At 72.1% G+C, this 26,243-nt stretch carries 24 protein-coding genes; 18 read left to right on the forward strand and 6 right to left on the reverse strand.

Annotated elements, in window-relative coordinates:
• Positions 1-2,018: 2,018 nt before the first annotated feature.
• On the forward strand, positions 2,019-3,143 hold the full coding sequence (locus ACGFIB_RS28865) for a tetratricopeptide repeat protein (protein WP_393376286.1): 1,125 nt from the start codon (positions 2,019-2,021) through the stop codon (positions 3,141-3,143).
• 90 nt (positions 3,144-3,233) lie between these two features.
• Here ACGFIB_RS28865 and ACGFIB_RS28870 read toward each other — a convergent pair whose 3' ends face one another.
• On the reverse strand, positions 3,234-4,160 hold the full coding sequence (locus ACGFIB_RS28870) for an MBL fold metallo-hydrolase (RefSeq protein ID WP_393376287.1): 927 nt from the start codon (positions 4,158-4,160) through the stop codon (positions 3,234-3,236).
• A gap of 104 nt (positions 4,161-4,264) precedes the next feature.
• Here ACGFIB_RS28870 and ACGFIB_RS28875 point away from each other — a divergent pair, with 104 nt between their 5' ends.
• On the forward strand, positions 4,265-4,756 hold the full coding sequence (locus ACGFIB_RS28875; RefSeq protein WP_393376289.1) for a single-stranded DNA-binding protein: 492 nt from the start codon (positions 4,265-4,267) through the stop codon (positions 4,754-4,756).
• A gap of 26 nt (positions 4,757-4,782) precedes the next feature.
• Here ACGFIB_RS28875 and ACGFIB_RS28880 read toward each other — a convergent pair whose 3' ends face one another.
• Positions 4,783-6,009, reverse strand: a complete 1,227-nt coding sequence (locus ACGFIB_RS28880) for a DUF1015 family protein (RefSeq protein ID WP_223854375.1) — start codon at positions 6,007-6,009, stop codon at positions 4,783-4,785.
• Between the two features lie 87 nt (positions 6,010-6,096).
• Here ACGFIB_RS28880 and ACGFIB_RS28885 point away from each other — a divergent pair, with 87 nt between their 5' ends.
• Both ACGFIB_RS28885 and ACGFIB_RS28890 read left to right on the forward strand, forming a co-directional pair.
• Positions 6,097-6,528: a tetratricopeptide repeat protein gene (locus ACGFIB_RS28885; protein ID WP_142572516.1), complete on the forward strand. Its 432-nt coding sequence runs from the start codon at positions 6,097-6,099 to the stop codon at positions 6,526-6,528.
• 20 nt (positions 6,529-6,548) lie between these two features.
• Complete coding sequence (locus ACGFIB_RS28890) at positions 6,549-7,553, forward strand: HAD-IIA family hydrolase (protein ID WP_357261804.1); 1,005 nt, start codon at positions 6,549-6,551, stop codon at positions 7,551-7,553.
• Between the two features lie 374 nt (positions 7,554-7,927).
• Here the strand turns inward: ACGFIB_RS28890 and ACGFIB_RS28895 are convergent, their stop codons facing one another.
• Entirely contained in the window at positions 7,928-8,275 is a 348-nt protein-coding gene (locus ACGFIB_RS28895; RefSeq protein WP_142572514.1) for an SCP2 sterol-binding domain-containing protein, read from the reverse strand.
• 551 nt (positions 8,276-8,826) lie between these two features.
• Between ACGFIB_RS28895 and ACGFIB_RS28900 the strand changes: the two genes are divergently transcribed.
• From ACGFIB_RS28900 to ACGFIB_RS28965, 14 genes are all read left to right on the forward strand, one after another.
• Positions 8,827-9,048, forward strand: coding sequence for a hypothetical protein (locus ACGFIB_RS28900; protein WP_357248104.1), 222 nt, complete (start codon positions 8,827-8,829; stop codon positions 9,046-9,048).
• Positions 9,045-9,227, forward strand: coding sequence for a hypothetical protein (locus ACGFIB_RS28905; protein WP_393376291.1), 183 nt, complete (start codon positions 9,045-9,047; stop codon positions 9,225-9,227). The genes ACGFIB_RS28900 and ACGFIB_RS28905 overlap by 4 nt, the downstream gene beginning before the upstream one ends.
• The gene (locus ACGFIB_RS28910) at positions 9,224-10,033 is read left to right on the forward strand and encodes a TlyA family RNA methyltransferase (protein WP_191053013.1); all 810 of its coding nucleotides are present in this window, start codon (positions 9,224-9,226) and stop codon (positions 10,031-10,033) included. The genes ACGFIB_RS28905 and ACGFIB_RS28910 overlap by 4 nt, the downstream gene beginning before the upstream one ends.
• 25 nt (positions 10,034-10,058) lie before the next feature.
• Positions 10,059-11,006, forward strand: a complete 948-nt coding sequence (locus ACGFIB_RS28915) for an NAD kinase (RefSeq protein WP_393376292.1) — start codon at positions 10,059-10,061, stop codon at positions 11,004-11,006.
• Positions 11,007-11,187: 181 nt separating this feature from the next.
• Entirely contained in the window at positions 11,188-12,957 is a 1,770-nt protein-coding gene (gene recN / locus ACGFIB_RS28920) for a DNA repair protein RecN (RefSeq protein ID WP_357248108.1), read from the forward strand.
• 283 nt (positions 12,958-13,240) lie between these two features.
• Entirely contained in the window at positions 13,241-14,437 is a 1,197-nt protein-coding gene (gene steA, locus ACGFIB_RS28925; RefSeq protein WP_167748329.1) for a putative cytokinetic ring protein SteA, read from the forward strand.
• On the forward strand, positions 14,434-15,411 hold the full coding sequence (locus ACGFIB_RS28930; protein ID WP_393376294.1) for a copper transporter: 978 nt from the start codon (positions 14,434-14,436) through the stop codon (positions 15,409-15,411). Before steA ends, ACGFIB_RS28930 begins: the two co-directional genes overlap by 4 nt.
• A gap of 52 nt (positions 15,412-15,463) precedes the next feature.
• Entirely contained in the window at positions 15,464-16,417 is a 954-nt protein-coding gene (locus tag ACGFIB_RS28935) for a hypothetical protein (RefSeq protein ID WP_393376296.1), read from the forward strand.
• A gap of 68 nt (positions 16,418-16,485) precedes the next feature.
• Entirely contained in the window at positions 16,486-18,180 is a 1,695-nt protein-coding gene (murJ, locus tag ACGFIB_RS28940; protein WP_393376298.1) for a murein biosynthesis integral membrane protein MurJ, read from the forward strand.
• 91 nt (positions 18,181-18,271) lie between these two features.
• Positions 18,272-19,444, forward strand: a complete 1,173-nt coding sequence (locus ACGFIB_RS28945; RefSeq protein ID WP_393376299.1) for a glycosyltransferase family 4 protein — start codon at positions 18,272-18,274, stop codon at positions 19,442-19,444.
• 313 nt (positions 19,445-19,757) lie between these two features.
• Positions 19,758-20,771 (forward strand): TerC family protein, encoded by a 1,014-nt coding sequence (locus ACGFIB_RS28950; RefSeq protein WP_142572504.1) that lies wholly within the window; start codon positions 19,758-19,760, stop codon positions 20,769-20,771.
• Between the two features lie 138 nt (positions 20,772-20,909).
• The gene (locus ACGFIB_RS28955) at positions 20,910-21,569 is read left to right on the forward strand and encodes a phosphatidylserine decarboxylase (protein ID WP_142572546.1); all 660 of its coding nucleotides are present in this window, start codon (positions 20,910-20,912) and stop codon (positions 21,567-21,569) included.
• The gene (gene pssA / locus ACGFIB_RS28960) at positions 21,556-22,395 is read left to right on the forward strand and encodes a CDP-diacylglycerol--serine O-phosphatidyltransferase (protein ID WP_142572503.1); all 840 of its coding nucleotides are present in this window, start codon (positions 21,556-21,558) and stop codon (positions 22,393-22,395) included. Before ACGFIB_RS28955 ends, pssA begins: the two co-directional genes overlap by 14 nt.
• Positions 22,396-22,495: 100 nt before the next feature.
• Positions 22,496-22,792 (forward strand): hypothetical protein, encoded by a 297-nt coding sequence (locus ACGFIB_RS28965; RefSeq protein ID WP_030507339.1) that lies wholly within the window; start codon positions 22,496-22,498, stop codon positions 22,790-22,792.
• Positions 22,793-22,896: 104 nt separating this feature from the next.
• On the opposite strand, the gene menC is transcribed toward ACGFIB_RS28965, so the two are convergent.
• From menC to ACGFIB_RS28980, 3 genes are all read right to left on the reverse strand, one after another.
• Positions 22,897-23,997 carry an o-succinylbenzoate synthase gene (gene menC, locus ACGFIB_RS28970; RefSeq protein WP_393376301.1) on the reverse strand — a complete coding sequence of 367 codons (1,101 nt, stop codon included), beginning with the start codon at positions 23,995-23,997 and terminating at the stop codon, positions 22,897-22,899.
• A gap of 67 nt (positions 23,998-24,064) precedes the next feature.
• Positions 24,065-25,471: a GntT/GntP/DsdX family permease gene (locus ACGFIB_RS28975; protein WP_393376302.1), complete on the reverse strand. Its 1,407-nt coding sequence runs from the start codon at positions 25,469-25,471 to the stop codon at positions 24,065-24,067.
• 122 nt (positions 25,472-25,593) lie between these two features.
• A complete protein-coding gene (locus ACGFIB_RS28980; protein ID WP_393376304.1) occupies positions 25,594-26,238 on the reverse strand; it encodes an MBL fold metallo-hydrolase in 645 nt (214 codons plus the stop codon).
• Positions 26,239-26,243 lie beyond the last annotated feature (5 nt).

Genomic DNA, 26,243 nt, shown 5'->3' on the forward strand with positions numbered 1-26,243 from the left:
TTAAGCCTGCCAGCGCCGATGGTACTGCACCGGGGACGGTGTGGGAGAGTAGGACGCCGCCGGACAATCTTTGTGAAGGGCCGCCCCTGTTGGGGCGGCCCTTCCGCGTTTCTGAGGCCATGTCCCTCATCACGCCGAAGCCCACGTTGGCGGGGTGCGAAAGCCCCTGTCGAGGCCCAGGCGGTGATGAGGCGCGCTAGGCTGGAAGTGCCGGGCCACCTCACGGGTGGCCTTCGTCGCATCGGACGAGAAACCAAGGCTGCGGCGGACGCGATCCCAGCGGACCTGCGGCGCAAACAACATGTCTTCCCTGGAACTCATCAGGTGTGGGGCGGATCCCCAATAGCGACATAAGCGGAAGACAGAGCCCTGCGGCCGGCGAACCGGACGCGGTGAGCAAGCAACAGAGGACAGAAGTGAACAGAGAAGACGGGCGCGACGGCGCGGGCCGTGGCGAAGACAACCGCGACGAGACCAGAAACCGGGCTGAGCGCACCGGAGGATCCCGCGGTAACGGAGGAAGCGGCGGCTTCGGCGGTCGCTATGGAGAGCGGCGAGAAGGCTCCCGCAGCGACCGGAGCGACCGCAGCGATCGAGGCGGCGAACGCCCGTTCCAGTCCGACAGGCGTGGCTACCGCGACCAGGGCGGATCGCCCGGGGCACGCTTCGGTGCGCGTGATCGCGGCGACAGGCCTTCCGGCTCCTACGGGGATCGGGACAGGCGCGACGGCTATCGTGACCGGGACGACCGCGGTCCCCGTCCCTTCGGTGGTGGGGATCGCGCGGGTGGCCGTACCGACGATCGCGGCGGATTCCGCGGCCGCGACGGGGGGCGGAGCTTCGAGCGCGGTGCTGAACGGCCGCGCGGAGCCGGCGGCTTCGAGGGACGCAGGGAAGCCGGGGCCTCCGAGGGACCTAAGGAGCGCGTCTATCAGGACCGGGACACCTTCCGCTCCGATCGGCCGCGCCGCCCCTACGGGGACCGTGACAGCTCCCGAGGCGGACAGGGCTCTCGGGATCGCGAGGAACGGGGCGGACGCCCGTTCCGCTCCGACGACCGCGGCGGTCGGCCGTCCGGCGACCGACGCACGGATCGTCGGGAAGGCGGGGGGTACGGAGATCGCCCGCAGCGGCGGGAAGGTGCCGGGTTCGGTGATCGCCCGCAGCGGCGGGAAGGCGGCGGGTACGGAGACCGCCCGCAGCGGCAGGGTGGCGGTTTCGGCGGGCGCTACGGCTCCCGCGAGCGCGACGGCCGTGAGGGCAGGGAGAATCGGGAGAGCCGGGAAGGGCGCTTTTCCGCGCCTCGGTACGATCGCGGCGATCGTGACGGGTCTGCGAGTCGCCCGCCGCGACCTGCGGACCAGGAGCGCGGCTACGGCCGCGACGACAGAGGCGGAAGCGGCTCCGAGCGCCAGGACCGTCCCCGGCGGCCGTACGGCGACCGAGGCGCCGACCGAGGTAGCGACAGGGGCGGCGATCGAGGCTTCCGCGGTGAGGAGCGGCCGCGGCGTTCGTTCGGCGACCGCGATGGCAGAGGCGACCGCGACGGCAGGAGCGGCGGGGACGACAGGCCCAGGCGCACTTACGGGGACCGGCAGAACGCTGGTGGCGACCGGGTCCGCGACCGGGACTCGTTCCGCGACGGGCCGAGCCGTACGTCGGGAGACCGGCCCGGGGGGTCTTTCCGGGACCGTGACGACAGGCGTCCGGGGCGCGACCGTGAAGAGGGAACTCGGACGTTCCGTGGGCGTGAGTCGGGCTCCGGCGACCGGCCGCGGCGCCAGTTCGGCAGCGATCGCGGTGCCCGGCCGTTCGGAAGGGACCGTGACGAGTCCAGGCCGTTCGGCGGCGACCGCGACGCGGCGCGTCCCTTCAGCCGCGACGAGCGGGGCGGCAGCCGTAGCCGCTACGGCAGGCCGGACGAGCCGAGCAGGCCGAGGCAGGAGGAGATTCCTCCGCTCGACCCGGACATCACGCCGGACGAACTGGACCGTGAGGCGCGTGCGGAGCTTCGCTCGTTGCCGAACGACCTGGCGGACCTCGTGGCCGGTCACCTCGTGGCGGCCGCCCGTGCGCTGAGCGCGGAGGATCCGGAGAAGGCCTACGAGCACGCCAAGGTGGCCCGCCGCTTCGCGGGCAGGATCGGCGTGGTCCGCGAGGCCACCGGGATCGCCGCCTATCACGCCGGTGAGTACGCCGAGGCGCTGGGCGACCTCCGGGCAGCGCGGCGGATCAGCGGCTCGGACGAGTACCTGCCGATCATGGCGGACTGCGAGCGCGGGCTCGGGCGGCCCGAGAAGGCTCTCGACCTCGTCCGGTCGCGGGAGGCCGAACGGCTGGACCGCGCGGGCAAGATCGAGCTGGCCATCGTGGAGTCCGGTGCCCGTCGCGACCTCGGCCAGCACGACGCCGCCGTGATCACGCTGCAGCGGGTCCCGGAGTTGCGCGACCCTCAGCCGAAGCCGTGGTCGGCACGCCTCGCCTTCGCGTACGCGGACGCCCTGGCCGACGCGGGGCACGAGGAAGCGGCGACCGACTGGTTCGCCCGTGCCATGGCGTTCGACGAGGACGGCGAGACCGATGCGGCCGAACGCTACGCCGAACTGACCGGCGGACTCATCGAGGATCTGGAGGAGAACTACGACGAGTCCGATGACGAGTCCAGTGACCTTCTGGACGACCTTCCCGACGACGACGAGGAAATCGACGACAAGGGCACTGTCGAGACGGCCAAGGACGAGACGGCCAAGGACGAGGACCAGGCGGACCTCTCCGGCGCCGCCCGCGATGAGGATCTCGCCGACGAGGATTTCTCTGACGCCGACCTCTCTGACGAGGACGATCTGACCGGGGATCGGGCGGACGGCGACGACGTGGGTGACGATGCCGTGGGTGACGACGCCGCGGGCGACGATGCGGCCGTGACGCCCTCGGCTGGTGAGGTGGCCGCACCAGCGGCACCTGTGGCAACGCCGGCATCGGGTCGCGAGGAGACACGCGACGCCGATGCGGGGGCCGAGCGACCTGCCGCCAAGAGCGCGCCGTCCTATGGCCCCGCGTTCATCGAGCCGAACTTCGGCGACGTGCTCGACGACCCCGAGGACGCCGAGGACACCGAGGATCCGGCGAAGCGCCAGCCCTGATGTCCCGGACGGGCGCCGCTTCGGCGGCGCCCGTTCACTTTTCCCGGGAGAAGCCGCGCCTCAGCACCGGGTCTTTCCGAGCGCTGGAAGTCAGCGCGGGGTGCGATCGAGCCAGTGCATGATGCCCGCGACGTTCGACGGCGCGCCGCTCAGCAGCTCGAACTGCTCGGCGGTGGCCTCGTCGGCACGTAGCGCGGCGTACCGCTCCCGCGTCCGGTCGCGCACCATGGCGACTGCGTGATCGAGGTCGAGTCCCTCGTCTCTGGCCCGTCTGGTGAGGTCCACCCAGATCCGGAGTTCCTCGGCCGACCGTTCGAGGGTCGAGGGCACGTCCTCCACCGGTCCGTAGTGGCTGAACAGCAGTCGCTGCGGTTTCAGGGCCGCGAACAGCCCGATCGAGTCGAGGGCGACGTCGAGGTCGAAGTCCGGCGGCGGCGTGGCGGGCCGCAGGTCTCCCGTCTCGGGCCGATACACGCCGGCGGCGTCGCCCACGTAAAGGTCGCCGGTGAGCGAGTCCAGCAGGCCGACGTGGTGTTTGGCGTGGCCGGGGGAGTAGTGGCTCGCCAGGGTGCGGCCGTTGCCCAAGGTGATCGTCCCGGTGTCGCCGAGGGCCCTGATGCGGGCCGCGTCGGTGGGCGCCAGAGCGCCGAACAGCACGTCGAGCTTGTCGCCCCAGACCATCTTGGCGCTCGCCATGAGCCGGGAGGGATCGGCGAGATGACGGGCGCCCTTCTCATGAACGACGATCTCCGCGGAGGGATAGAAGCTCGCGATGTCCCCCACGCCGCCGGCGTGATCCAGGTGGATGTGGGTGACCACGACGGTCGCGAGGTCGTCCGGTCCCACCCCGAGGGAGGACAGGGCGTCCCTGACCACGGGAGCCGAGGTCGAGGTGCCCGTCTCGACGAGGCAGGGGCGGTCGCCGAGGATCAGGTAGCCCGCGGTGATGCCGGAATAGCCCGCCATCCGCGTGTCGATCTCGTAGACGTCGCCCCCGAGTGGAGTCACGTTGTCCACAGCCCACCCCTGAAACTAGAACCGGTATTCACAGAATGGCATTCAGAGCCGCGCCGGCCCAACCCGGTCACGGATAGTGATCTCCACGGCAGAGAGGAGATCACATGCACTGCAACGAGGTGGTGCTGGCCGGGCGGCTGTCCATGGAGCCGGCACACCGGGAGCTGCCGAGCGGAGCCCTGCTGACGCGGTGGCGTCTCGCGGTCCGCCGGCCGGGAGGCCGCTCGGCCCGTCAGCGGTCGGACGCGATCGAGTGCGCGACGCTCGACGACGGCGTGCGCGACATGCTGGCCGGCTGGCGACTCGATGATCTGGTCCAGGTGGAAGGCGCGCTGCGCCGCCGCTGGTGGCGCGGTGGGAGCCGCTACGAGATCGAGGTCCGTACGGCACGCCGCGTCGAACCGGCCGCGCCTCGCGGCAGGCCGCGCAGGACAACGCCCCACGCCGGGGACGGCCCCGCCGCCGAGACCGGTCCGGCCGGTGACGCCGGTGAGGTCGCCGACGCTTGTTCGATCGACGAGAAGCCCTCCGGCGGTGAGGCGTCGTCCTGCGACCACCAGGACGACGCAGGCTCGACAGAGCCGGCGACGAGGTGATCAGACGAGGTGATCAGTCGAGGTGATCAGTCGGTGGCGAAGGTCCGCATGACCAGGCCCGTACGGGGCTTGGGGCCGAACGAGGTCGACTTGCGCGGCACCCGCTCACCCTGCGCGGCGACCGTGAGGACGTCCTCCGTGGACAGCGGATTCAGCAGCACCGCCGTCCCGCCGAGCCGGCGCGCCATGTCCACGGCGGCGAGCGGGTCGTGGTGCACGACCATCACCGACTGCTCGCTGTCGGTGATCCCCCATACCTTGGGCAGGAGGAACGTCGTGAGGACCGAGGTGTCGAGCATCCGCCACCGCGGGGACTGCCCGGCCGGCATGGCGCGCTCGACCTGCAGCGGGTCCGGATCCGTCAGCAGATGGGCGGGTCCCTCGCCGGCGAGCACGAAGGCGGGGCCGGTCGCGGTGGCGAGCCCCGCGAGGGCGTCCTCGACTAGGGGGAACTCCTGGGCCTGCCAGGCGCCCTTGGCCCGGGCGACGGCCTCCTGCAGGGGCAGCCCCGGGATGACGCGGTGGATGGCCCTGAGGTCGGGCGGGTAGACCGTGGAGTCGACCAGGTACGCCAGGCCGTAGTCCCAGGGGCCGGGACCCATGTGGTCCTTCCGCAGCGCCTCGTAGGTGGCGTAACGGTGGTGACCGTCGGCGATCAGCGCATGACGATCACGCAGGTCCTCCGCGACGGCTTCGATCTCGTGGGGGTCGGTCACCGCCCAGAGCCGGTGGTGCACGCCCTCACGGGTGCGGATGTCCACGAGCGGGAAACGCTGTGTCGCCACGTCGTCGACGAGCCGGGAGGCGGTGCCCCCGCCCTCGTACAACAGGAAGATCGGCTCGAAGTTGGCCTGCGTCGCCCTCATCAGAGCGAGCCGGTCGGCGACGGGCTCCGGCAGGACGTTTTCATGCGGAAGGATCGCGGGCGACCCGACCCCGACACCTCCGATCAGGCCCCGCTGCAGGAAGCCGACGCCGCTCTGCTCGTACACGTACAGGCCGGGCTGGGAGTCGACTGTCAGCACTCCGTCGGCGAGCCACTCGTGCAACGTGGCGCTCGCCTCGCCGTAGTGGCTGGTTCCGGGAAGGATCAGGCGCACCACGTTGTTCGGATGACGACTGAGCAGTTCCCGCAGTTCGTCAGGGAAGATGAGATCGTACGGCGGGGAGGTGACAGCGGCCAGATTGTCCACCGCGTAACGAACACCGTGGAACGGACGTATCACCAGTCCCGCCCGTTCAGAACTCTCCATACCGGGCATGTTGCCATAAGTGCCCGGACTCCCCGACGCTGCGGTGCCCGGTTGCTTGTGAAATCGGAGTGCAGGAGGGCTTACCCAATGATCGAAGGACGAAACGAGGCCTCTGCTTTTTCCAATGACCCGGGCGGTACGCCTTCCGGTGGCGTCTACGAGTGGTTCAAGCGTGGCACGAAGCTCCTTGAGGAGGGCAGTCCGGCCGCGGCGGCGGCGATCCTGGAGCATGCCGTACAGGCCGAGCCCGACTCGCCCAGCATCCGCGAGGCCCTCGCCCGGGCGCAGTTCAACTCGAAGCGCTACGACGAGGCCGCGGGCAGCTTCCGCTGGATCGTCGACGCCAATCCCGCCGAGGACTACGCCTACTTCGGTCTCGGCTTGTCACTGTGGCGCAGCGGAGACATCGAGGGAGCGCAGGAGCCCCTCGCGGTGGCGGTGGCGATGCGCCCCGACCTGCGGCACTACGTGTCCGCGCTGAAGCAGGTCAGGGCCACGCTACGGGCGAGGCAGGCGTGACCGTAGGTCATACTTCCGACATGCCAGAAACCACCGGCGTGCTCGTGGACGCCTACGACACGCTGCTGCTCGACCTCGACGGTGTCGTCTACCTCGGCAGACACGCGGTCCCCGGCGCGCCCGAGGCGCTGGTGAAAGCCGGGGACCAGGGCGTGCGGCTCGCGTTCGTGACGAACAACGCGTCCCGCACGCCGGGGGCGATCGCCCAGCACCTCCGCCACCTGGGCATTCCCGCCGCCCCGCAGGACGTGGTGACGTCCGCGCAGGCGGCGGCCCGGCTGGTCGCCGAGCACGTGCCGGGGGGCTCGGCCGTCCTCGTGGTGGGAGGCATGGGACTGCGGATGGCCCTGCGCGAGCACGGCCTGCGACCTGTGACCACGGCTCTGGACGCGCCGGCCGCCGTGGTGCAGGGCATCGCCGACAACCTGTCCTACGGGCTGTTGTGCGAAGGGGCGCTCGCCGTACGTCAGGGGGCATGGTTCGTCGCGGCCAACGCCGACACGACCATGCCCACGGGCCGGGGCGAGCAGCCCGGGAACGGGTCGATGAGCCGCGTGATCGCCACCGCGACCGGCGTCGAGCCCGTGGTCGCGGGCAAGCCCGAGCCGCCGCTGCACCGCGAGTCGATGATCCGCACCCGCGCCGAGAGGCCGCTGATCGTCGGTGACCGGCTCGACACCGACATCGAGGGCGCGACCCGGGCCGGTGTCGACAGCCTGCTCGTGCTGACCGGCGTCGCCACTCCTGCGGACGTGCTCACCGCCGCGCCCCATCACCGCCCCACCCACATCGCCGCCGACCTGTCCGGTCTGCACGTCCCCGTGATCCCCGTACGGCGTGGTTCGGGCGGCTGGACCTGCGGCGGGTGGACGGCAGCATGGCGGGACGGCGAACTCGTGCTCTCCGGGGAGGGCGACCCCGTCGAAGGGCTGCGCGCGGCGTGCGCAGCCACCTGGGAGGCGGCGGGGGACGGCCACGCGGACGAGGACGCGGTGAAGGGCGCTCTGGCGGCGCTCGGCCGCTGACCGGCGTGGTGGCAGCGTGACCGGGGCATTCGCGTCACCGTGCCGGACGGCGTCAGAGGCGGTGGGAAGCAGGCCCTCTTTCACGGCGCCGGACGGCTGCCGCGGCACCGGTGTCGTCCGCTCTCAGGGCTCGTTCGCCGATGCCCTTCGGCGCAGGTGAGCGTCCACCTGCTCGCGCACCGGAGCGTGATACCGGACCGTGAAACCGGACCGTGACGCTGGGACGGCGACACCGGCGTGACATCGGGACGGTGACACCGGTGTGACACCGGGACGGCCGCGACCGCCCGGTGACCGAGTTTCACCGTTTCGGGGCCCCGCCCACCGCGCGGCGGGTGGTCTCGCGCGGGTGCGTCGCGGATCCGGCGCGGCGGTCAGAGGAGCTTGCGAAGGCGCAGCAGATCGCCGAGGCTCGCGTCGATCTTGATCCGGCCGCTCAGGAGCGCGCGGCCCATGTCGAGTTCGCCGTTGACCATCGAGACCAGGTCCTCGCTCTTCAGCGTCAGCTTGACCTCGGCGGGCCGGCCGTCCTCCGGAGGCACCTCCTTGAAGGGGTCGAGCCCGCCCCGGTGGATGCGACCATAGAAGGTCGCGCCGAGATCGGAGATCCGGCAGGCCAGCCGGCGCTCGACCACGTGCTTGGCACGGTCCTCCTCGCTTATCTCGTCGAAGTGCTCGACGAGTTTGTCCAGCGCCGCCCGGCATTCCTCGACGGTCGCCATGCGCCTGCCCTTCTTCTCGCGGACCGTGTGCTCTCGCCGACCATGGGTGCTTGTGAACCGCGCCCGGACCACGGTCGGCGATGTGATTCCCCTCTAGCTACCGACAGTAGCTTTCCACGGGGGGGCTGCGCGAAATCCGCGTCGGGTCATGGAATGGTCACGGCACGCGTCCGGTGGTCCGCGAGTCGTAGATTTCGCAACAGATGGGACGGCGAGGGGCCATGGCCTCCCTCAGGCACCTGAAACGAGATCATGCGGGGGGCAAGGGCCGCGGTCCCCTGCGGAACGGCCAGGACCGCGCACGACCGTCGGTGGGGTCCGATAGCGTCGAGGCGACCGGCGTCGCAGGGGCTCGTGCGGGACCCGCGGCCCGGCCGCGTGTCGCCCGGCGACGCCCGGGACCCGGTCCGGCGACGCCCGGGACCCGGTCCGGCGAGAGCCGGGCCGAAGCCCCGGGCGAGCGTGCGCCCGCGCACGAGGAATCGTGGCAGGCAGGCAGGCGGCGCGGCAGGCAGGCGTGACGGGGCAGTTGATCGGAGCAGGAAGAGATCATGACGGACAGCGGGATCGCGGCCGGGGAACACCTCGCCTCGGGGGCCGGCGGCGTGCAGACCGTGTTGTCGCCTCTCGGACGGCTGGCTCATACGCCGGTGTCCGACCACGTGGACGTCTTCGAACAGGTCCTCGCCGGCCTCGAAGCGGTGCTCGCCTCCGTGGAGGATGCCGGCGGGCGGCAGCCCGAAGCCCACGGCGGCCAGGAGAGTGGCCGGTGAGCGTCACGGGAGCGGTCGCGGACGCCCCGAGCCGGGGGTCCGCGCAGCGCGGGACGGTGCGGGACGACGCGATGGTGCGGGGCGGCGCGATGGTGCGGGGCGGCGCGATGGTGCGGGGCGGCGCGATGTTGCAGGGCGGTGCGGCGGTGCAGGACGGCGTGGCGGTGCGGGCCCGATGAAGCGTGTCCGGCTGGACAGCGAGCTCGTGCGCCGCGGGCTCGCCCGGTCCAGAGAGCAGGCGGTCCAGCTCATCGAGGCGGGCCGGGTCAGCGTCGGAGGCCGGCTGGCGGGCAAGGCGGCCACGCAGGTGGACACGGCCGCCCCCATCGTGATCGCCGAGACGGCCGAGGGCCCCGACTACGTGTCCAGGGGCGCCCACAAGCTGCTCGGCGCGCTGCGCGCGTTCGAAGGGCTCCGCGTCGAGGGACGCCGGTGTCTCGACGCGGGCGCCTCGACCGGCGGCTTCACCGACGTGCTGCTCAGGAACGGCGCCGCCCACGTGCTCGCGGTCGACGTGGGATACGGCCAGCTCGCCTGGTCCCTGCGCACGGACGAGCGGGTCACGGTGATGGAGCGGGTCAACGTCCGCGACCTGACCCCGGAGATGGTGGGCGAGCCGCCGACGCTGATCGTCGGGGATCTGTCCTTCATCTCCCTCCGGCTCGTCCTCCCCTCGCTGGTGCGCTGCGCCGCCGAGACGGCCGAGTTCGCGATGCTGGTCAAGCCGCAGTTCGAGGTCGGCAGGGAGCGTGTGGGCGCGGGAGGCGTCGTCCGCGACCCGGTCCTGCGGGCGCAGGCGGTGCGGGACGTCGCGGCGGCGGCGGGCTCGCTGGGCCTGACGGTGAAGGGTGTGACGGCGAGCCCGCTGCCGGGGCCGTCGGGCAACGTGGAATACGTTGTGTGGCTCGGGAAGGGGCCGGGACACGATCCCGTTCCCGATGTGGACGCGGCCATCGACACGGCGGTCGCGCAGGGACCCCGGTGAGCGCGGGCGGCGAGGCGTGGAGACGATGAGCGCGATGAGCACGGGCGGCGCGGCGGGCGGCCGGGCGGACGCCAAGAGGACCGTCCTGGTGACGGCGCACACGGGCCGGGAGGCGGCGGTGCGCAGCGCCCGCCTGGTCATGGAACGGCTGATCGGGGAGGGCATCAACGTCCGGGTGCTCGACGAGGAGGCGGAGGAGCTCGGCTGCGCCCATGTCGAGGTGGTCCCGGAGCACGGGGCGGCGCTGGAGGAGGCCGAGCTGATCATCGTGCTGGGCGGTGACGGCACGTTGCTGCGCGCCGCCGAGCTGGCCCGCCAGGCCGCGGTGCCGCTCCTCGGCGTGAACCTGGGGCATGTGGGCTTCCTCGCCGAGGCGGAGGTGGAGGATCTGGCGTCCGTGGTGGACCTGGTGGTCGAGGGCCGCTACGAGGTCGAGGAGCGCATGACGATCGAGGTCATCGTGCGGCTGAACGGGTCGGTTCTCGCGCGGACCTGGGCGCTCAACGAGGCGTCGGTCGAGAAGAAGGACCGCATGCTGGAGGTCGTCGCGGAGATCGACGGCCGCCCGTTGTCGCGCTGGGGATGCGACGGCGTGATCTGCGCGACCCCCACCGGATCGACGGCGTACGCCTTCTCGGCCGGCGGGCCCGTCGTCTGGCCAGAGGTCGAGGCGCTGCTCCTGGTGCCCAACAGCGCCCACGCCCTGTTCGCCCGGCCGATGGTGGTGTCGCCGAAGTCCACGCTCGCGCTGGAGATCCTCCCCGACACCAGCGCCGGTGTGCTGTGGTGCGACGGCCGCCGCCGCTTCGACATCCCGCCCGGTGCCCGGGTGGAGGTCCGCAGGGGTGAGGTGCCCGTACGGCTGGCCCGCCTGCTCGGTGTGGAGACCACCGGGGCGCCCTTCACCGACCGCCTGGTCGCGAAGTTCGGCCTGCCGGTGCAGGGCTGGCGGGGCCGCGTACGCTCCGGCTGACCGGGTGCGGCGTCGCGATCCACAGCGGGTTGTGGCGGTTGGTGATGATATGCCGGATGAGCAGGGCTTTCGTGTCCACAGATTCTCGTTCGGGTCGCGATCCGGACACGCAGTCCTCGAAAATCTTGACGAGTTACGCGTAGGATCTCTGGCGAGTTCGGTCGGCAAACGGGAGGGACCAGTGCGGCCACGGGTCGAGGAGGTCCGCATCCAGGGGCTCGGCGTGATCGACGAGGCCGTGCTGGAGCTGTCGCCGGGATTCACCGTCGTCACGGGTGAGACGGGGGCCGGCAAGACGATGGTCGTCACCGGTCTCGGCCTGCTGTTCGGGGGGCGGGCCGACCCCGCCAGGGTCCGGCCGGGCGCCGACAAGGCGCTGATCGAGGGCACGCTCGTGATCGAGCCCGGGGGGCGCGTGGCCCAGCAGGTCGCCGACGTCGGTGGCGAGGTCGAGGACGGACAGCTCATCATCTCCCGGTCGGTCTCGGCGGAGGGCCGCTCCCGCGCCTGGCTGGGCGGCCGTGCCGTGCCGGTGGGCACGTTGACGTACATCGCCGACGACCTTGTGGCCGTGCATGGGCAGATGGACCAGCAGCGGCTGCTGCAGCCCGGCAGGCAGCGCGCGGCGCTCGACCGTTACGCCGGCGACGAGCTGGTCAAACCCCTGCGGGCCTACGAGCAGGCCTACAAGCGGCACAAGCAGGTGGGAGATCTGCTCCATGAGCTGACCGTCAAGGCCAGGGAGCGGGCGCAGGAGGCCGACGTGCTGCGGTTCGGCCTTGAGGAGATCGAGAAGGTCGAGCCCAGGCCGGGGGAGGATGCCGAGCTGAAGGAGGAGGCCGAGCGGCTCTCCCACGCCGACGCGCTGCGCACCGCCGCCACGACCGCGCACGCCGCGCTGCTCGGGGATCCGATGTCGAGCGCGCAGGACATGCAGGACGCCGTGTCGTTGCTCGGTCAGGCCAAGGCGGCCGTGGAGTCAGCACGCGACTTCGATCCCACGCTCGCCGGGCTCGCCGGCCGCCTGGCCGAAGCCGGTTACCTGGTCTCCGACGTGGCGACCGAGTTGGCCGCGTATGCCGAGTCGGTCGAGGCCGACCCGGCGCGGCTCGCCGCGGTGCAGGAGCGCAGGGCGGCGCTGAACGGGCTCATGCGCAAGTACGGCGAGGATGTCACGGCCGTCCTCGGCTGGGCGCAGCGGGCCGCCGAGAGGCTGTCGGAGCTCGACGGCGACGACGAGCGGATCGAGGAGCTGACGCGGGAACACGGCGAGCTCACCGAGCGGGTGGGTGAGCTGGCCGGTGAGGTGACGGCCATCCGCACCGTCGCCGCCGACCGGTTCGGCCAGGCGGTGACCGAGGAGATGACCGCGCTCGCCATGCCGCACGCGCGGGTCAGCGTGGCGATCACCGCCACCGACGGCTTCGGCCCGCACGGCGTGGACGAGGTCGAGCTTCGGCTGGCGTCCCACCCCGGCGCGCCGCCGCTGCCGCTGACCAAGGGCGCCTCCGGCGGTGAGCTGAGCCGGGTGATGCTGGCCATCGAGGTGGTCTTCGCCGGGGCCGACCCCGTTCCGACGTTCGTGTTCGACGAGGTCGACGCGGGCGTGGGCGGAAAGGCGGCCGTGGAGATCGGCAGGCGGCTGGCCAAGCTCGCGAGGACGGCGCAGGTCATCGTGGTCACCCACCTGCCGCAGGTGGCGGCCTTCGCCGACCAGCACCTCGTGGTCGAGAAGGCGAGCGACGGCAGGGTGGTCCGCAGCGGCGTCGTGACGCTCGACCAGGAGGGCCGCGAGCGGGAGTTGTCGCGGATGCTCGCGGGCCTGGAGGACTCCGAGCTCGGCCGGGCGCACGCCGCCGAGCTGCTGTCGATCGCCGCCGCCGACAAGGCCGCCTGGGAGAGGGCGTCCTCGGGAGCGGCCAAACGCCCGGGCCGCCGCGCGGCAGGCTGAGGGCCGCCCTGCGCCGCCGTGGAGTGCCCTGCGGGTCCGCACGCGCACGTACACTCGGCGGGGCGCGCGGGGGTGACGTTTGGAGCAGGGCGCGCCGGGAAGCAGTCAAGCCCTGGCATGCGGGGGCGGAGGAACGGGGGCGGACGGCGTCGCGGAAGATGTGCGTTGGCTCGGCTGCCCCCGGTCGTCGCACCTCGGCAACATCCCTGACTTGCAGTGACAAATCAGACGAGCCGTGGGGTGTGGAAGCGTGGCGGTCGCCGCCTCTGGCAGGATGGTCATGATGAAGGTCCCGAGCTTGAATGTTCCGGGCCTCCGCCGCAGGAAGGCCGACGGCCTTCCCGGGGTGACGGCAGTGGCGAGAATCGACAGGCGGACGAAGAGGCTGACCAAGCGCCTCAAGCCCGGGGAAATCGCGATTATCGATCACGTCGACATCGACCGGGTCAGCGGGGAGGCTCTCGTCGCGTGCGGCGTGGCGGCCGTGGTCAACGCCGCCGCGAGCATCAGCGGCCGCTATCCCAACCTCGGGCCGCAGATCCTGATCGACGCGGGCGTCCCCCTGATAGACAACGCGTCATCGGAGCTGTTCGAGCGGATCGCCGACGGTGACGTGATCCGCGTCCACGACGGCATGGTCTATCTCGACGAGGAACTGGTCGGCAAGGGGCAGCCGCAGGACGCCGAGAGCGTCGAGGCGGCGATGACCGAGGCCCGCGCGGGCCTCGCCGTCCAGATCGAGGCCTTCGCCGCGAACACCATGGAGTACGTCCGGCGCGAGCGGGATCTCCTGATCGACGGGGTCGGCGTGCCCGACATCCGCATCTCCCTGGAGAACCGCCATGTTCTCATCGTGGTGCGGGGTTACCACTACAAGGAGGACATCGCCACGCTCCGGCCGTACATCCGGGAGTACCGCCCTGTGCTGATCGGCGTGGACGGCGGTGCGGACGCGCTCCTGGAGGCCGGGTATGCGCCCGACATCATCGTGGGCGACTTCGACTCCGTCTCGGAGAAGGCGCTGTGCTGCGGCGCCGAACTGGTCGTCCACGCCTACCGCGACGGGCGGGCGCCGGGGCTCGAGCGGGTGCGCAAGCTGGGCCAGGAGGCGGTCGTGTTCCCCGCGACCGGGACGAGCGAGGACATCGCGATGCTCCTGGCGGACGACAAGGGCGCCACGCTGATCGTCGCGGTGGGCACCCACTGGACGCTCGACGAGTTCCTGGACAAGGGCAGGTCGGGCGCGGCGAGCACCTTCCTCACCCGCCTGCGAGTGGGCAGCAAGCTCGTGGACGCCAAGGGCGTGAGCAGGCTCTACCGCAGCCGGATCTCCACGCCTTCCCTGTTGCTGCTCGTGGCCACCACGCTGGTCACGATCGGCGTGGTCCTCTCGGTATCGCCGATCGGCCAGGTGTGGCTCAACGGCCTGCGCGTGGCCTGGAACGGCTTCATCTTCTGGCTGGTCGGACTCTTCTCGTGATCGATTTCCGTTATCACCTCGTCTCGATCGTGGCGATCTTCCTCGCGCTCACGGTCGGCATCGTGCTGGGCAGCACCGTGCTCGAGCCCACGTTCTTCAAGTCGGCCGAGGAGATGACCGCGTCGCTGCGGCAGGCCAACGAGAAGTACCTGACGCAGATCTCGGACCTGCGCACGCGGGAGGAGGGCGGCGACTCGCTTGTCACGAGCCACCTGCCCGACCTCGTGCGCGGCCAGCTCGCGGGGGAGCGCGTCGTGCTCGTCGAGGCTCCCGGCGCGTCGGCCGCCCTGCGCGACCCGGTCGAGAAGCTCGTCACGAGCGCGGGAGCCGCCTACACCGGCAGGATCAGCCTGACCGAGAAGTTCATCGACGGCGAGCAGGCGAGCGTGGTGGACGGGCTCGCCACCAACCTCGCCCCGGCCGGCGTCACCTTTCCCGACGGGGCCTCGCCGTACGACAAGGCCGCCGCGATGCTCGCCGGCGCGATCGTGACCAACGACCGCGCACAGGCGGGCCGGGCCAACCCCGCGGCCGCCGGCGTGCTGGAGGCGTTCCAGGCCGGCGACTTCCTGACCCTGAACGGCAACCCCGAGCAGCGCGCGACGATGGCCATCGTGCTCGCGCCGGCCCAGCCCTACGAGGGGGAGGACGCCGAACGTCAGACGAACGCGCTCGTCTCGGTCGCGGCCGGCCTCGACAGCGGCGCTCTCGGCACCGTCCTGGCCGGCACCGTCACCGCCTCCGCCAACGGCGGAGTCATCGGGGCGCTGCACGACACCGGCGGTGTGGCCTCGGCGGTCTCGACGGTCGACACCGTCGATTTCGCCGCGGGCCGTATCGTGGTGGTCTACGCTCTGCGGGAGCAACTGGCCGGCCGTTCGGGCGCGTACGGCGTCGGCAGCGGCGCGACGGCGTTCGAGCCCACGGTGACCGCGCCCAGCCAGACTCCCACTCCGGCGGCGAGCCGGGGCTGAGCCGCCGGTCGCCACCTCACGCCTGACGATTACGGAGAGAAGGGCAACAGCCGTGGCCAGACGTCCCCAGGCCGGCACCCGTGCCGCCGCGGCGCTCGGGGCCGCCGTCGGCGCCGCGCTCGGTGCGGCCGCCGCGCGTGCCGCCTTCGCCGCCTTCCGGCGCCGCCCGCCGATCGGCGACGAGAAGACCGCCGACGAGTACTGGACCCGGGTCAACCACCGGGGCGAGCCGGTCACGCTGCTGGAGGGCCCCGCGTTCGCCGCGGGCGCCGTCGCCGCCTCCGCCCTCGCCCCCGGCCTCCCGGTGCGCGCCCGCGCGGCCGCCGTGCTCGCCGGTGCGGGCAGCGGCGTCCTCGGCGCGTACGACGACCTGTTCGGCACGACCTCGTCCAAGGGGTTCAAGGGCCATCTGGCCGCGCTCGCGCGCGGCGAGGTGACCAGCGGTGCGGTCAAGATCCTCGGCATCGGCGCGACCGGGCTCGCCGCGGCGGCGCTCGCCCCCCATGAGGCTCGGAGCGGGAGTGTGGCGGCGCGGTCCTTCGACACGCTCGTCGACGGTGCGCTGATCGCCGGCAGCGCCAACCTGGCCAACCTGTTCGACCTGCGGCCCGGCCGCGCGATCAAGGTGGGGCTGCTGGCCGGGGTTCCCCTGCTGGCCGCCTCGATCGCCGCGCCGTACGGCCCGCGCTCCCGCCAGGCCGCCGCGCTGACCGCCGTCCCGCTGGGCGCGGCGGCGGCGCTGCTGCCCGAGGATCTGGGCGAGCGGGCGATGCTCGGCGACTCCGGGGCGAACGCGCTCGGCGCGCTGCTCGGCCTGGCGGCCACGGCCCGGCTGGGCAGGCCCGGCCGGATCGCCGCCCTCGGCGTCGTCGCGGCTCTCACCGCCGCCTCGGAGAAGGTCAGCTTCACCAAGGTCATCGCCGGGAACCCGGTGCTCAACCGCCTGGACATGCTCGGCCGCCGCGCTCCGCAGACCGTCCCCGGCACGCCGGGGTCGCGCGGGTGACCTGGACGACCAGGGCCGTGCGCGGAGGCGTACGGCACCCGCATGGATAAGCGTTATGGATAGGCGGCATGGTTAGACGGCTCGGGGCGGGGATCGCGGGGGCGGCGGTCCTCATCGGAGTCATCACGGTCCTGGCGCGGGTGACGGGCTTCGCCAAGCAGCTGGCGTTCGCCCGCACGGTCGGCACGAACTGCCTGGCGACCGCCTACTACACGGCCAACAACGTGCCGAACATCGTCTTCGAGGTCGTGGCGGGCGGCGCGCTCGCCGGGATGGTCGTCCCGGTGCTCGCCGGCGTAGCCGCCAGAGGGGACGGCGGGGCGCGCGCGGAGGTCGGCCGGATCGCCTCCGCGCTGCTGACCTGGATGGTCGTGCTGCTGGTGCCGCTCGCGGCGCTGACCGCGCTGGTCGCGGGGCCGCTCGCCCGGCTGCTCGTCGTCTTCGGGGCCGGAGAATGCGACGTCGGGCAGGTCGCCGCCGTCGCCGCGCGCATGCTGGTCGTCTTCGCGCCGCAGATCCCGTTGTATGGAATGGCCGTGGTGCTCTACGGCGTGCTGCAGGCCCATCGCCGCTTCTCGGGACCGGCGCTGGCGCCGCTGGTGTCGAGCGTGGTGGTCATCATCGCCTACCTGGCCTTCGGGCCGCTCAGCGGCGGTCACAAGGATCCTGCCACCGTGCCCGGACCGGCCGAGATCGCGCTGTCGGCGGGAACGACGCTCGGCGTGCTGGCTCTGGTCGTCACCGTGGTCGGGCCGGCCTTACGGCTCGGCCTGCGGTGGCGGCCCACGCTCCGCTTTCCGGAAGGCGTCGCCGTACAGGTGCGGCGGCTCGCCCTGGCCGGGCTGAGCGCGCTGGTCGCCCAGCAGGCCGCCGCGGCGATCCTGATCCCCGTCGCCAACCGCGTCGGCGGGGGCGTGCTGCCCGCCTACAACTACGCCTGGGCGATCTACCAGGTGCCGTACGCGGTGCTCGCGGTGCCCATCGCGACCAGCGCGTTCCCCGCGCTCGCCGCGCGGGCGCAGACCGAGGACGCGGGCGGGGACGAGGGCGGGGACGAGGGTGGGGACGAGGGTGGGGCCTTCGCGGCGCTGGCGGCGCGGACGACGCGCGCGGTCGTGCTGGTCTGCGGCCTGGCGGCCGGCGCGCTCGCCGCGGTCGCGGCGCCGGTCGCGCACGTCTTCCTCGCCCAGGCCGACACCGCGGTCGCCGCGGCGGAGTTCGCCCGGGGGATCGCGCTGTTCGCGCCGGGGCTCATCGGATACGGCCTGGTGGCCCACCTCAGCCGGGTGCTGTACGCCGCGGGACAGGGCAGGGCGGCGGCCCGGGGGCAGGTCGCCGGGTGGCTGGTCGTGGCTGTCGCCCAGGTGGCGCTCGCCCTCGTGCTGCCGGACGGCTGGGGTCTGGGCGGGCTCGCGCTCGGCCAGGCGGCCGGCATGACGGTGGGGGCCGGGCTGCTGCTGGCCTCGGTCGTGCGGGCACGAGGCGCGCGGGCCGCCCACGGCGTCTCGCGGGCCGCTCTGGCCGCCCTGCTGGGCGGGGGCGCGGGCTTCCTCGCGGGCGCGGCGGTCGCCCGGCTTCCCCTGTCGGGCGAGGGCCCGTGGGGCGGCCTCCTGACGGCCGCGCTGGCCGGTCTGGCGGCCCTGGTCGCGGGGGTCCTCGTCGCCGCACTCGTGGACCGCGGGGACCTGGCCGCCGCCCTGTCAGGAGTGCGGCGAGGGAGAGGTGCGAGCCCGGCGGACCCGCCGGCCGAGGAGGCGGTATGAGCGAGCGGATCGGTAGGAACTGCGGCTGGAGCGGCGCCGGATCGCCTGCCTCCGGCACGGCCGGACGCCGAGCCGGTGGCGAGGAGCAGGCATGAGTCGAATCGTGCTCGTGCTGGGGTCGAGCATGGGGGGCGTGGGGCGGCATGTGCGGATGCTCGCCGGCGGGCTCGTCACGCGGGGACACCGCGTGCTGGTCGCGGGTCCCGGTGGCACCGAGGAGGCTTTCTCCTTCACCGGCACCGGTGCGGGCTTCGCCGAGGTCGAGATCGCCGACCGGCCGCACCCCGCGCACGACCTGCGGACCGCACTGCGCCTGCGCGGGCTCGCCCGCGGCGCGGACGTCGTCCACGCCCACGGCCTGCGAGCCGGCGCGCTGGCCGCGCTCGCTCTCACGGGGTCGCGGGGCTGGCCGCGCCTCGTGGTCACTCTGCACAACGCGGTCACGGCGGGCGGCGCGATCGGCGTGGTCTACCGGCTGCTGGAGCGGATCGTCGCCCGGCGCGCGGACCGTGTCCTGGCCATCTCGCCGGACGTCGCGCAGCGCATGCGGGGCAGGGGCGCCCGGCGGGTGGACCTCGCGGTGGTGCCCGCGCCGCCGCTCGCCGAACCCGCCCGCCCGGCCGAGGACGTACGGGCCGAGATCGCCGCGCGGCTGTCCGGCACGGGGTGGTCCGGCGCGGGGTTGTCCAGCACGGGGTTGTCCAGCCCGGGGTTGTCCAGCACGGGACACGCGCCGCAGGCCGCGCAGGAGCGGCCGATCCTGCTGACGGTCGCCCGGCTGGCCCAGCAGAAGGGCCTGGAGACGCTGCTCGACGCGGCGGCCGGGCCCTACAAGGGGGATCCGGTCTTCGTGATCGCGGGCGACGGGCCGCTGCGCGAGGAGCTTCAGGCGCGCGTCGACGCCGAGGAACTGCCCGTGGTCCTGTACGGATGGGCCGAGCCGGCCGACCTGCTCCAGGTCGCGACGGCGGTGATCGTGCCCAGCAGATGGGAAGGGCAGCCGCTGAGCGTCCAGGAGGCGCTGCGGGCGGGCAGGCCGATCATCGCGACCCGGGTGGGCGGTGTGCCCGCGATGGTGGGCGAGGCGGCCCTGCTGGTGCCGCCGCAGGATCCCGGCGCGCTGAGCCGGGAGATCGGCCGTCTGCTCGGCGAGCCCGCCCTGGCCGCCCGCCTGGCGCAGGCGTCCGAACGCCGGGGCCGTGAGCTGCCCGACGAGGACGCGGCGCTGCGGGCGGTGCTCGCGGCGTACGGACTGGCGTCCTAGCGGCGCCCGGGGAGTGGCGGCGACAGGGGGTGGCGGCGGCAGGGGTGGCGGGAGGGTGCGACTGCCCTCCCGAGCCGGTGACACAAGGCCGTCGAGCCGGTGAGCCGTCGCCTGTTCTCGCCGATCAGCGCCGACGTTCCGGCAAGGATTAGGTGAGGCTAAGTCTGATCCATATACTGGACGGGTTGGGGGGGAGTATCCCTTCGCGGCGGTTCCGTCATCACGGTGTCAGCACCCGGGGCCGTCGGTCCGCCGTGCGCGTACGGGCGGGAGAGACCTCCGGCAGTGTGTTCAGCGCGCGCCGGAGGTAGTCGTGGTACATGCGCCCTTGTGGTTGTGGGCCCTGGTCATCGTGGGTCTCGTCGTTGTGGTCGCCATCGACCTGTTGATCGTCGATCGTGGTGAACCACGCGAGTTCTCCATGCGGCAGGCAGGCATCTGGGTGGGCTTCTACGTCTGCCTGGCCGTGTTGTTCGGCATCGGGTTAACGGTCTGGGCCGGTGCCGGAACAGGTGGCGAGTTCTTCGCGGGCTATCTGACGGAATACAGCCTCAGCGTCGACAACCTGTTCATCTTCTACATCATCATGACCCGCTTCGGGGTGCCCCGGATCTACCAGCACAAGGTCCTGCTGGTCGGTATCGTCCTCGCGCTCGTCATGCGCGGGATCTTCATCGCGATCGGGGCCGCCGCGCTGAGCCGCTTCGGCTGGCTGCTGTACGCGTTCGGGGCCTTCCTGGTCTACACGGCGTACACGCTGGTCCGGGACCACAACAGGCAGGACGAGGAGTTCAACGAGAACATCCTCCTGCGCTGGGCCCGGCGGGTCTTCCCGACCACCCCCGACTACGTCGGCTCCCGGGTGACCGTTCGGGTGGACGGCAAGCGCATGGTGACGCCCATGCTGATCGTGATGATCGCGATCGGCACCACGGATCTGCTGTTCGCCCTCGATTCGATCCCGGCCATCTTCGGCCTCACGAAGGCGGCCTTCATCGTGTTCTCCGCCAACGCGTTCGCCCTGATGGGGCTGCGTCAGCTCTACTTCCTGCTCGGCGGACTGCTGCAGCGGCTGGTCTACATCAGCTACGGATTGGCGTTCATCCTCGGTTTCATCGGGGTTAAGCTGATTCTTGAAGCACTTCATGAGAACGAGGTCTCCTGGGCCCCTCAGATCCCCATCTGGGTGTCGCTGGCGGTCATCGGCGTGACCATGGCCGTGACCACCGTCGCCAGTCTCATCAAGGCTCGTCGCGACGAGAGAACCATTAGTCCGGTGGAACCCTCCCAGACGGAGGCGTCTCAGGCCGAAGCCCCCCAGGGCTAGCAAAACGGGAACTCACCCTGTTTGCTTGTTCTCGTTGTGCCACGCATTGACTGCCGGATCGGTAATATCGATCGTTAGCTCGCATGCCGCTCCATAGTCGCCCGAAGAGTACAAAGGTCATCTGTGTCCAACGAATCGTTGCCCCGCGGCCCCGAATCCGGGCTCGCGGGAAGTGCCCGGGGCCGAGTCAGGCTCGCACGCGGCGTGTCCCCGTGGCTGGCTCCGACCGCCGCGGCGGCAGCCGCCACCGCCGTTCTCACCCGCAGGTCGCCCCGTTGGGCGCTGGCCGCGGCGCCGCTCGCCGCCCTCACCGGCGGGATGCTGTGGTTCTTCCGCGACCCCGAGCGGACGCTCGGCGAGGGCAGGCTCATCTCGCCCGCAGACGGTGTCGTGCAGAGCATCGACCCGTGGCCGGACGGCCGCACCCGGGTCGCGATCTTCATGAGCCCGCTGAACGTGCACGTCAACCGGGCGCCCGCGGCCGGCACGGTCACCGCGGTCGAGCACGTGCCCGGCGGCTTCGTGCCCGCGTTCAACAAGGACAGCGACAAGAACGAGCGCGTCGTGTGGCATTTCGACACCGCGCTCGGGGACATCGAGATGGTGCAGATCGCCGGCGCCGTCGCGCGCCGCATCGTGCCGTACCTGTTCGCGGGCGCGAAGGTCGTCCAGGGCGAGCGGGTGGGACTGATCCGTTTCGGCTCCCGGGTGGACGTCTACCTGCCCGAGGGCATCAGGCCGGCGGTCACCGTCGGCACCCGGACCGTCGCGGGGGTGACACGCCTTGACCACATCTGACCTCGGCGCCGAAGCCGCCTGGCCGGTGGAGGAGGTGGATGAGGAACCACGCGGGCCCGTCGGCAAGGCGTTCCGCCTGTCGGCCGCCGACTCCCTCTCGCTGGGCAACGCCCTCAGCGGCTTCCTCGCCGTCTGCGTGCTCGCCTGGTCGGCGATCAGCGACCTGCAGGCCAGCGGTAAGTTCGCCCCCGACCCGCGCTTCTTCGGCACGGCCGTGGTGCTGCTGCTCATCGGCGCGACCTGCGACCTGTTCGACGGCCTGGTGGCCAGGAAGTTCCGCGCGTCCGCGATGGGCGCCGAGCTGGACAACCTCGCCGACGTGATCAGCTTCGGCTTCGCGCCCGCCTTCATGGTGGTGATCTGGGCCGGCTTCTCCGGCAAGCTCCCGCTGTGGCTGGTGCTGTGCGCGGCCGGGTCCGTGCTGCTCGCCGGCGTCGTACGGCTGGCCCGGTTCGCCTGCGTGAAGACCAAGAGCGGCGACTTCATGGGCCTGCCGATCCCCATGGGCGCGATGACCGTGGTGTCGATCGTGCTGCTCTTCCAGCCGAACTACGTCACGCTCGCCGCCGTCTTCGCCGTGGCCTGGCTCATGGTCAGCCGGATCGAATACCCCAAGCCCAAGGGCAACCTGGCCGCCGTCGTGCTGGGCTGGATGCTGATCAACGTGGCCTGCCTGACGATCTGGGCGGCCGGTCTCGCGGGCGGTGACCAGCTCATCAAGGTGGGCGCCACGATGCAGATCGCGATCGTGTCCGCGATTCCGCTTCGCGTTCTCATGTTCAAAAAGCAGCAGCGCAGGGAACGACGCTCGGAGAACGCGGGCTGACGTCGTCGAACGGACAGGGCCCCGGTCGGCTGGGGCCCGTCATCTTGGGCCCGGCCAATGACGTGGAGAAAACGCCTAGTCCAATGGAGCCCTGGTCGCCATGCCTCGTGAGCACACCCGGACGTACTTCCTCGGCAAACTCGCCCGGGAGCTTGAGCTACGAGGGCTGGAGGCGTCCCTGCGCCCCGACCCGCCGTCGCTGAAGGTCCGCGACCCGGACGCGGCGCTGTTCACCGAGACCGTGGACTGCGTCGCGATGTCGGACGGCTGGTTCTACCGGTGGTCCTGGGGCGATGTGGTGGAGAGCGCGGAGGAGCCCGCTCTCGCGGCCGACCGCATCGTGAAGGTCTTCACCACCGGCGAGCCCCGGCCGCACCCTGCACTCGGCGACGCCTGACGGGTCGCACCCTGCACTTGGCGACGTCTGACGGGTCGCATCCTGCACTCGGCGACGCCTGACGCGTCGCACCTGCTCTCAGCGCCGTCTGACCGGTTCGGGTGTCACAGCCGGATCCACTCCGTCGCCGTGGTGACCTCGTCCAGAACGTCCGGGAGGGGGTCCACGCCCAGCCCCGGGCCGTCCGGCACGTCGAGGTGCCCGCCGTCCAGTTCGAACGGCGGGGTCACGTCGGTGTGGAAGTAGCGCCGGGAGGCGGAGGTGTCGCCCGGCAGCGTGAAGCCGGGCAGCGCGGCCAGCGCGACGTTGGCCGCCCGGCCGATCCCGGTCTCCAGCATGCCGCCGCACCACACCGCGACGCCGTGGGCGCGGCACAGGTCGTGGATGCGCCGGGCCTCCAGGTAACCGCCCACCCGCCCCGGCTTGATGTTGATCACGGAGCACGCGCCGAGGCTGATCGCCGCAGCCGCGTGGGCGGCGGACTCGATCGACTCGTCGAGGCAGATCGGCGTGCGGATCGACCGGGCGAGCCGGGCGTGCTGCACGAGGTCGTCGTCGGCGAGCGGCTGCTCGATCAGCAGCAGGTCGAAGTCGTCGAGCCGGGCCAGATGACGGGCGTCCGCGAAGGTGTAGGCCGCGTTGGCGTCCACCTGGAGCAGCAGGTCCTCCCCGAACCGCTCCCGGACCGCGCGCACCGGCGTCACGTCCCACCCCGGCTCGATCTTCAGCTTGACCCGTACGTACCCCTCCTCGACGTACGCACCGACCGTGTCGAGCAGCTCGGCCACCGAGCCCATGATGCCGACCGAGACGCCGCAGGGGACGCGGTCGCGGGTGGCGCCGAGGTAGCGGGCGAAGGACTCGCCGGTGGTCCGGAGTGACGCGTCGAGCACCGCGGCCTCCAACGCCGCCTTCGCCATCCGGTGGCCCTTGAACGGCGCGAGGGCGGGACCGACGGCCTGCGGGTTCGGCTCGCGGGGCAGCGCGGGGATCAGGAAGCGCCGCAGCACGTCGGCCGCCGCGTCCACGTACTCGGAGGAGTACAGGGGCTCGGCCATTGCCACGCACTCGCCCCAGCCCTCGGCCTGCGGCGTCACCACCCGCACCAGCAGGACGTCGCGGGTGGTCTCGGTGCCGAACGACGTCCGGAACGGCGCGACGAGCGGCATCGCGATCCGGCGCAGTTCGATTCCAGTGATCTCCATGAGGTGCCAGGGCTCCAGGGGAAGGACGATGTGCGCCGACCACTATACGGACGAAGTGCCGCGGTCCTCAGACCACCAGCCCGAGCAGGAGCACGCAGCAGAACGACACCACCGAGATGACCGCCTCCATGACCGACCAGCTCCTGATCGTCTCGCCGACGGACATCCCGAGATACTCCTTGACCAGCCAGAACCCGGCGTCGTTCACATGGGAGAAGAACAGCGACCCGGCGCCGATGGCGAGCACGAGCAGGGCGACGTGGGCGGGGGAGAGCCCGGCCGCCAGCGGCGCGGCGATCCCGGCGGCGGAGATCGTGGCCACCGTGGCGGAACCGGTGGCCAGCCGGATCCCGACGGCGATCAGCCAGCCAAGCACGAGCACGGGCACGTTCGCGCCCTGCGCGGCCTCGCCGATGACCTTCCCGACGCCCGAGTCGACCAGGGTCTGCTTGAATCCGCCGCCCGCGCCCACGATGAGCAGGATGCCGGCGATCGGCGGCAGCGAATCGGCGATCGCCGAGGAGATCCGGGCCCGGCCGAAGCCCGCGGCGCGGCCCAGCGTGAACATCGCGACGATCACGGCGATCAGCAGGGCGATCAGGGGAGTGCCGAGGACCTCGAACGCGGTGCGCACCGCGTGGCCCTCCGGCAGGACGATCTCCGCGACGGCCCGGCCCAGCATCAGCACGACCGGCAGCAGGATCGTGGCCACCGTGACGCCGAACCCCGGCCTGGGGTGGTCCGCGTCCCCCGGTTCCGCGTTCTCGGACTCTGGGGTCTGCTCGCGTTCGGGCCGCTCCGGCGGCGCCGGCCGCACCCACCGGGCGGCGAACCGGGCGAACAGCGGGCCGGACACGATCACGGTCGGGATGGCCACCAGCAGGCCCAGCCCGAGCGTGAGCCCGAGGTCCGCCTTGAGCGTGTCGATCGCGACCAGCGGCCCGGGATGCGGGGGCACCAGGCCGTGCAGGACGGACAGTCCCGCCAGTGCGGGGATGGCGATCAGCAGCAGCGGACGGCCGCCGCGCCGGGCCACCAGCAGGATGACGGGGATCAGCAGGACCAGCCCGATCTCGAAGAACATCGGCAGTCCGATGAGCACCGCGATGAGCGTCATCGCCCATGGCAGAGCCCGGTCGCCGCTGCGGCGCAGGATGCCGTCCACGATCTCCTCGGCCCCGCCCGAGTCGGCCAGCAGCTTGCCCAGCATCGCCCCGAGGGCGATGAGCACGCCGACGCCGGCCACGGTCGAGCCGAGCCCGGCGGAGAAGCTGTCGATCAGCTTCTCGGGGGCCATGCCGGCCCCCAGACCGAGCACGCCCGAGCCGAGCGCGAGGGCGAGGAACGGGTGGGTCCGCAGCTTCGTGATCAGCAGCACGATGACCGCGATGCCGGCCAGGGCGGCCACGATGAGGCGGGTGTCGTCGCCGCTCCACGCGGTCGTGCTCGCGAGGTGGGTCACGAGGGGGGTCATTCGGGGCTCCTCCGACGGTCCGTGCGGTAGCCGCTGCCCGGCAGGAGCTCCCCGAATCACGTGCGCCCGCCCACCGGATCAAGCGCCCCGGGGGGCGGGACACCGTCCGGGCGTGCGTCACGTCACCAGCCGCGGGCCTTCCACTCGGGCAGGTGCGGCCGCTCGGCGCCGAGCGTGGTGTCACGGCCGTGACCGGGATAGACCCACGTCTCGTCGGGAAGACGGTCGAAGATCCGGTCCACCACGTCCGTGAACAGCTGCTCGAACCGCGCCGGGTCCTTCTGGGTGTTGCCGACGCCGCCGGGGAACAGGGAGTCGCCGGTGAACAGGTGGCGGTCCTGATAGAGCAGCGCGATCGAGCCGGGGGTGTGGCCGCGCAGGTGGATGACGTCCAGCGTCACCACGCCGACCGTCACCCGGTCGCCGTGCCCGACCTCCCGTGTGATCGTCACCGGCAGCTCGGGGGCGTCGAGGGGATGGGCGAGGGTCTGCGCGCCGGTGGCGCGGGCGACTTCCACCAGAGCCCCCCAGTGGTCGCGGTGCCGGTGGGTGGTCACGATCGAGCTGATCGGCATGTCGCCGATGAGATCGAGGAGCCGCTCGGGCTCGGCCGCCGCGTCGATCAGCAGCCCATCGCCGGTCTCGGTGCAGCGGAGCAGGTAGGCGTTGTTGCCGAAGTCGCCGACCTCGATCTTCGAGATCGTCAAGCCCGGGACCTCGCGTACGTCGGCGGGCCCGCCCTTGGCGACGTTTCCGGTGTAGGTCATGATCG

Source organism: Microbispora bryophytorum, assembly GCF_043197435.1.
GTDB classification, from domain to species: Bacteria; Actinomycetota; Actinomycetes; order Streptosporangiales; family Streptosporangiaceae; genus Microbispora; species Microbispora bryophytorum.

Bases quoted from the DNA above. Each gene is read 5' to 3' on its own strand.
- ACGFIB_RS28875 (WP_393376289.1), top strand. From the start codon at position 4,265: ATGCACTGCAACGAGGTGGTGCTGGCCGGGCGGCTGTCCATGGAGCCG.
- ACGFIB_RS28880 (WP_223854375.1), bottom strand. From the start codon at position 6,009: ATGGAGAGTTCTGAACGGGCGGGACTGGTGATACGTCCGTTCCACGGT.
- ACGFIB_RS28885 (WP_142572516.1), top strand. From the start codon at position 6,097: ATGATCGAAGGACGAAACGAGGCCTCTGCTTTTTCCAATGACCCGGGC.
- ACGFIB_RS28890 (WP_357261804.1), top strand. From the start codon at position 6,549: ATGCCAGAAACCACCGGCGTGCTCGTGGACGCCTACGACACGCTGCTG.
- ACGFIB_RS28895 (WP_142572514.1), bottom strand. From the start codon at position 8,275: ATGGCGACCGTCGAGGAATGCCGGGCGGCGCTGGACAAACTCGTCGAG.
- ACGFIB_RS28900 (WP_357248104.1), top strand. From the start codon at position 8,827: ATGACGGACAGCGGGATCGCGGCCGGGGAACACCTCGCCTCGGGGGCC.
- ACGFIB_RS28910 (WP_191053013.1), top strand. From the start codon at position 9,224: ATGAAGCGTGTCCGGCTGGACAGCGAGCTCGTGCGCCGCGGGCTCGCC.
- ACGFIB_RS28915 (WP_393376292.1), top strand. From the start codon at position 10,059: ATGAGCGCGATGAGCACGGGCGGCGCGGCGGGCGGCCGGGCGGACGCC.
- steA (WP_167748329.1), top strand. From the start codon at position 13,241: ATGAAGGTCCCGAGCTTGAATGTTCCGGGCCTCCGCCGCAGGAAGGCC.
- murJ (WP_393376298.1), top strand. From the start codon at position 16,486: ATGGTTAGACGGCTCGGGGCGGGGATCGCGGGGGCGGCGGTCCTCATC.
- ACGFIB_RS28945 (WP_393376299.1), top strand. From the start codon at position 18,272: ATGAGTCGAATCGTGCTCGTGCTGGGGTCGAGCATGGGGGGCGTGGGG.
- ACGFIB_RS28965 (WP_030507339.1), top strand. From the start codon at position 22,496: ATGCCTCGTGAGCACACCCGGACGTACTTCCTCGGCAAACTCGCCCGG.
- menC (WP_393376301.1), bottom strand. From the start codon at position 23,997: ATGGAGATCACTGGAATCGAACTGCGCCGGATCGCGATGCCGCTCGTC.
- ACGFIB_RS28975 (WP_393376302.1), bottom strand. From the start codon at position 25,471: ATGACCCCCCTCGTGACCCACCTCGCGAGCACGACCGCGTGGAGCGGC.
- ACGFIB_RS28980 (WP_393376304.1), bottom strand. From the start codon at position 26,238: ATGACCTACACCGGAAACGTCGCCAAGGGCGGGCCCGCCGACGTACGC.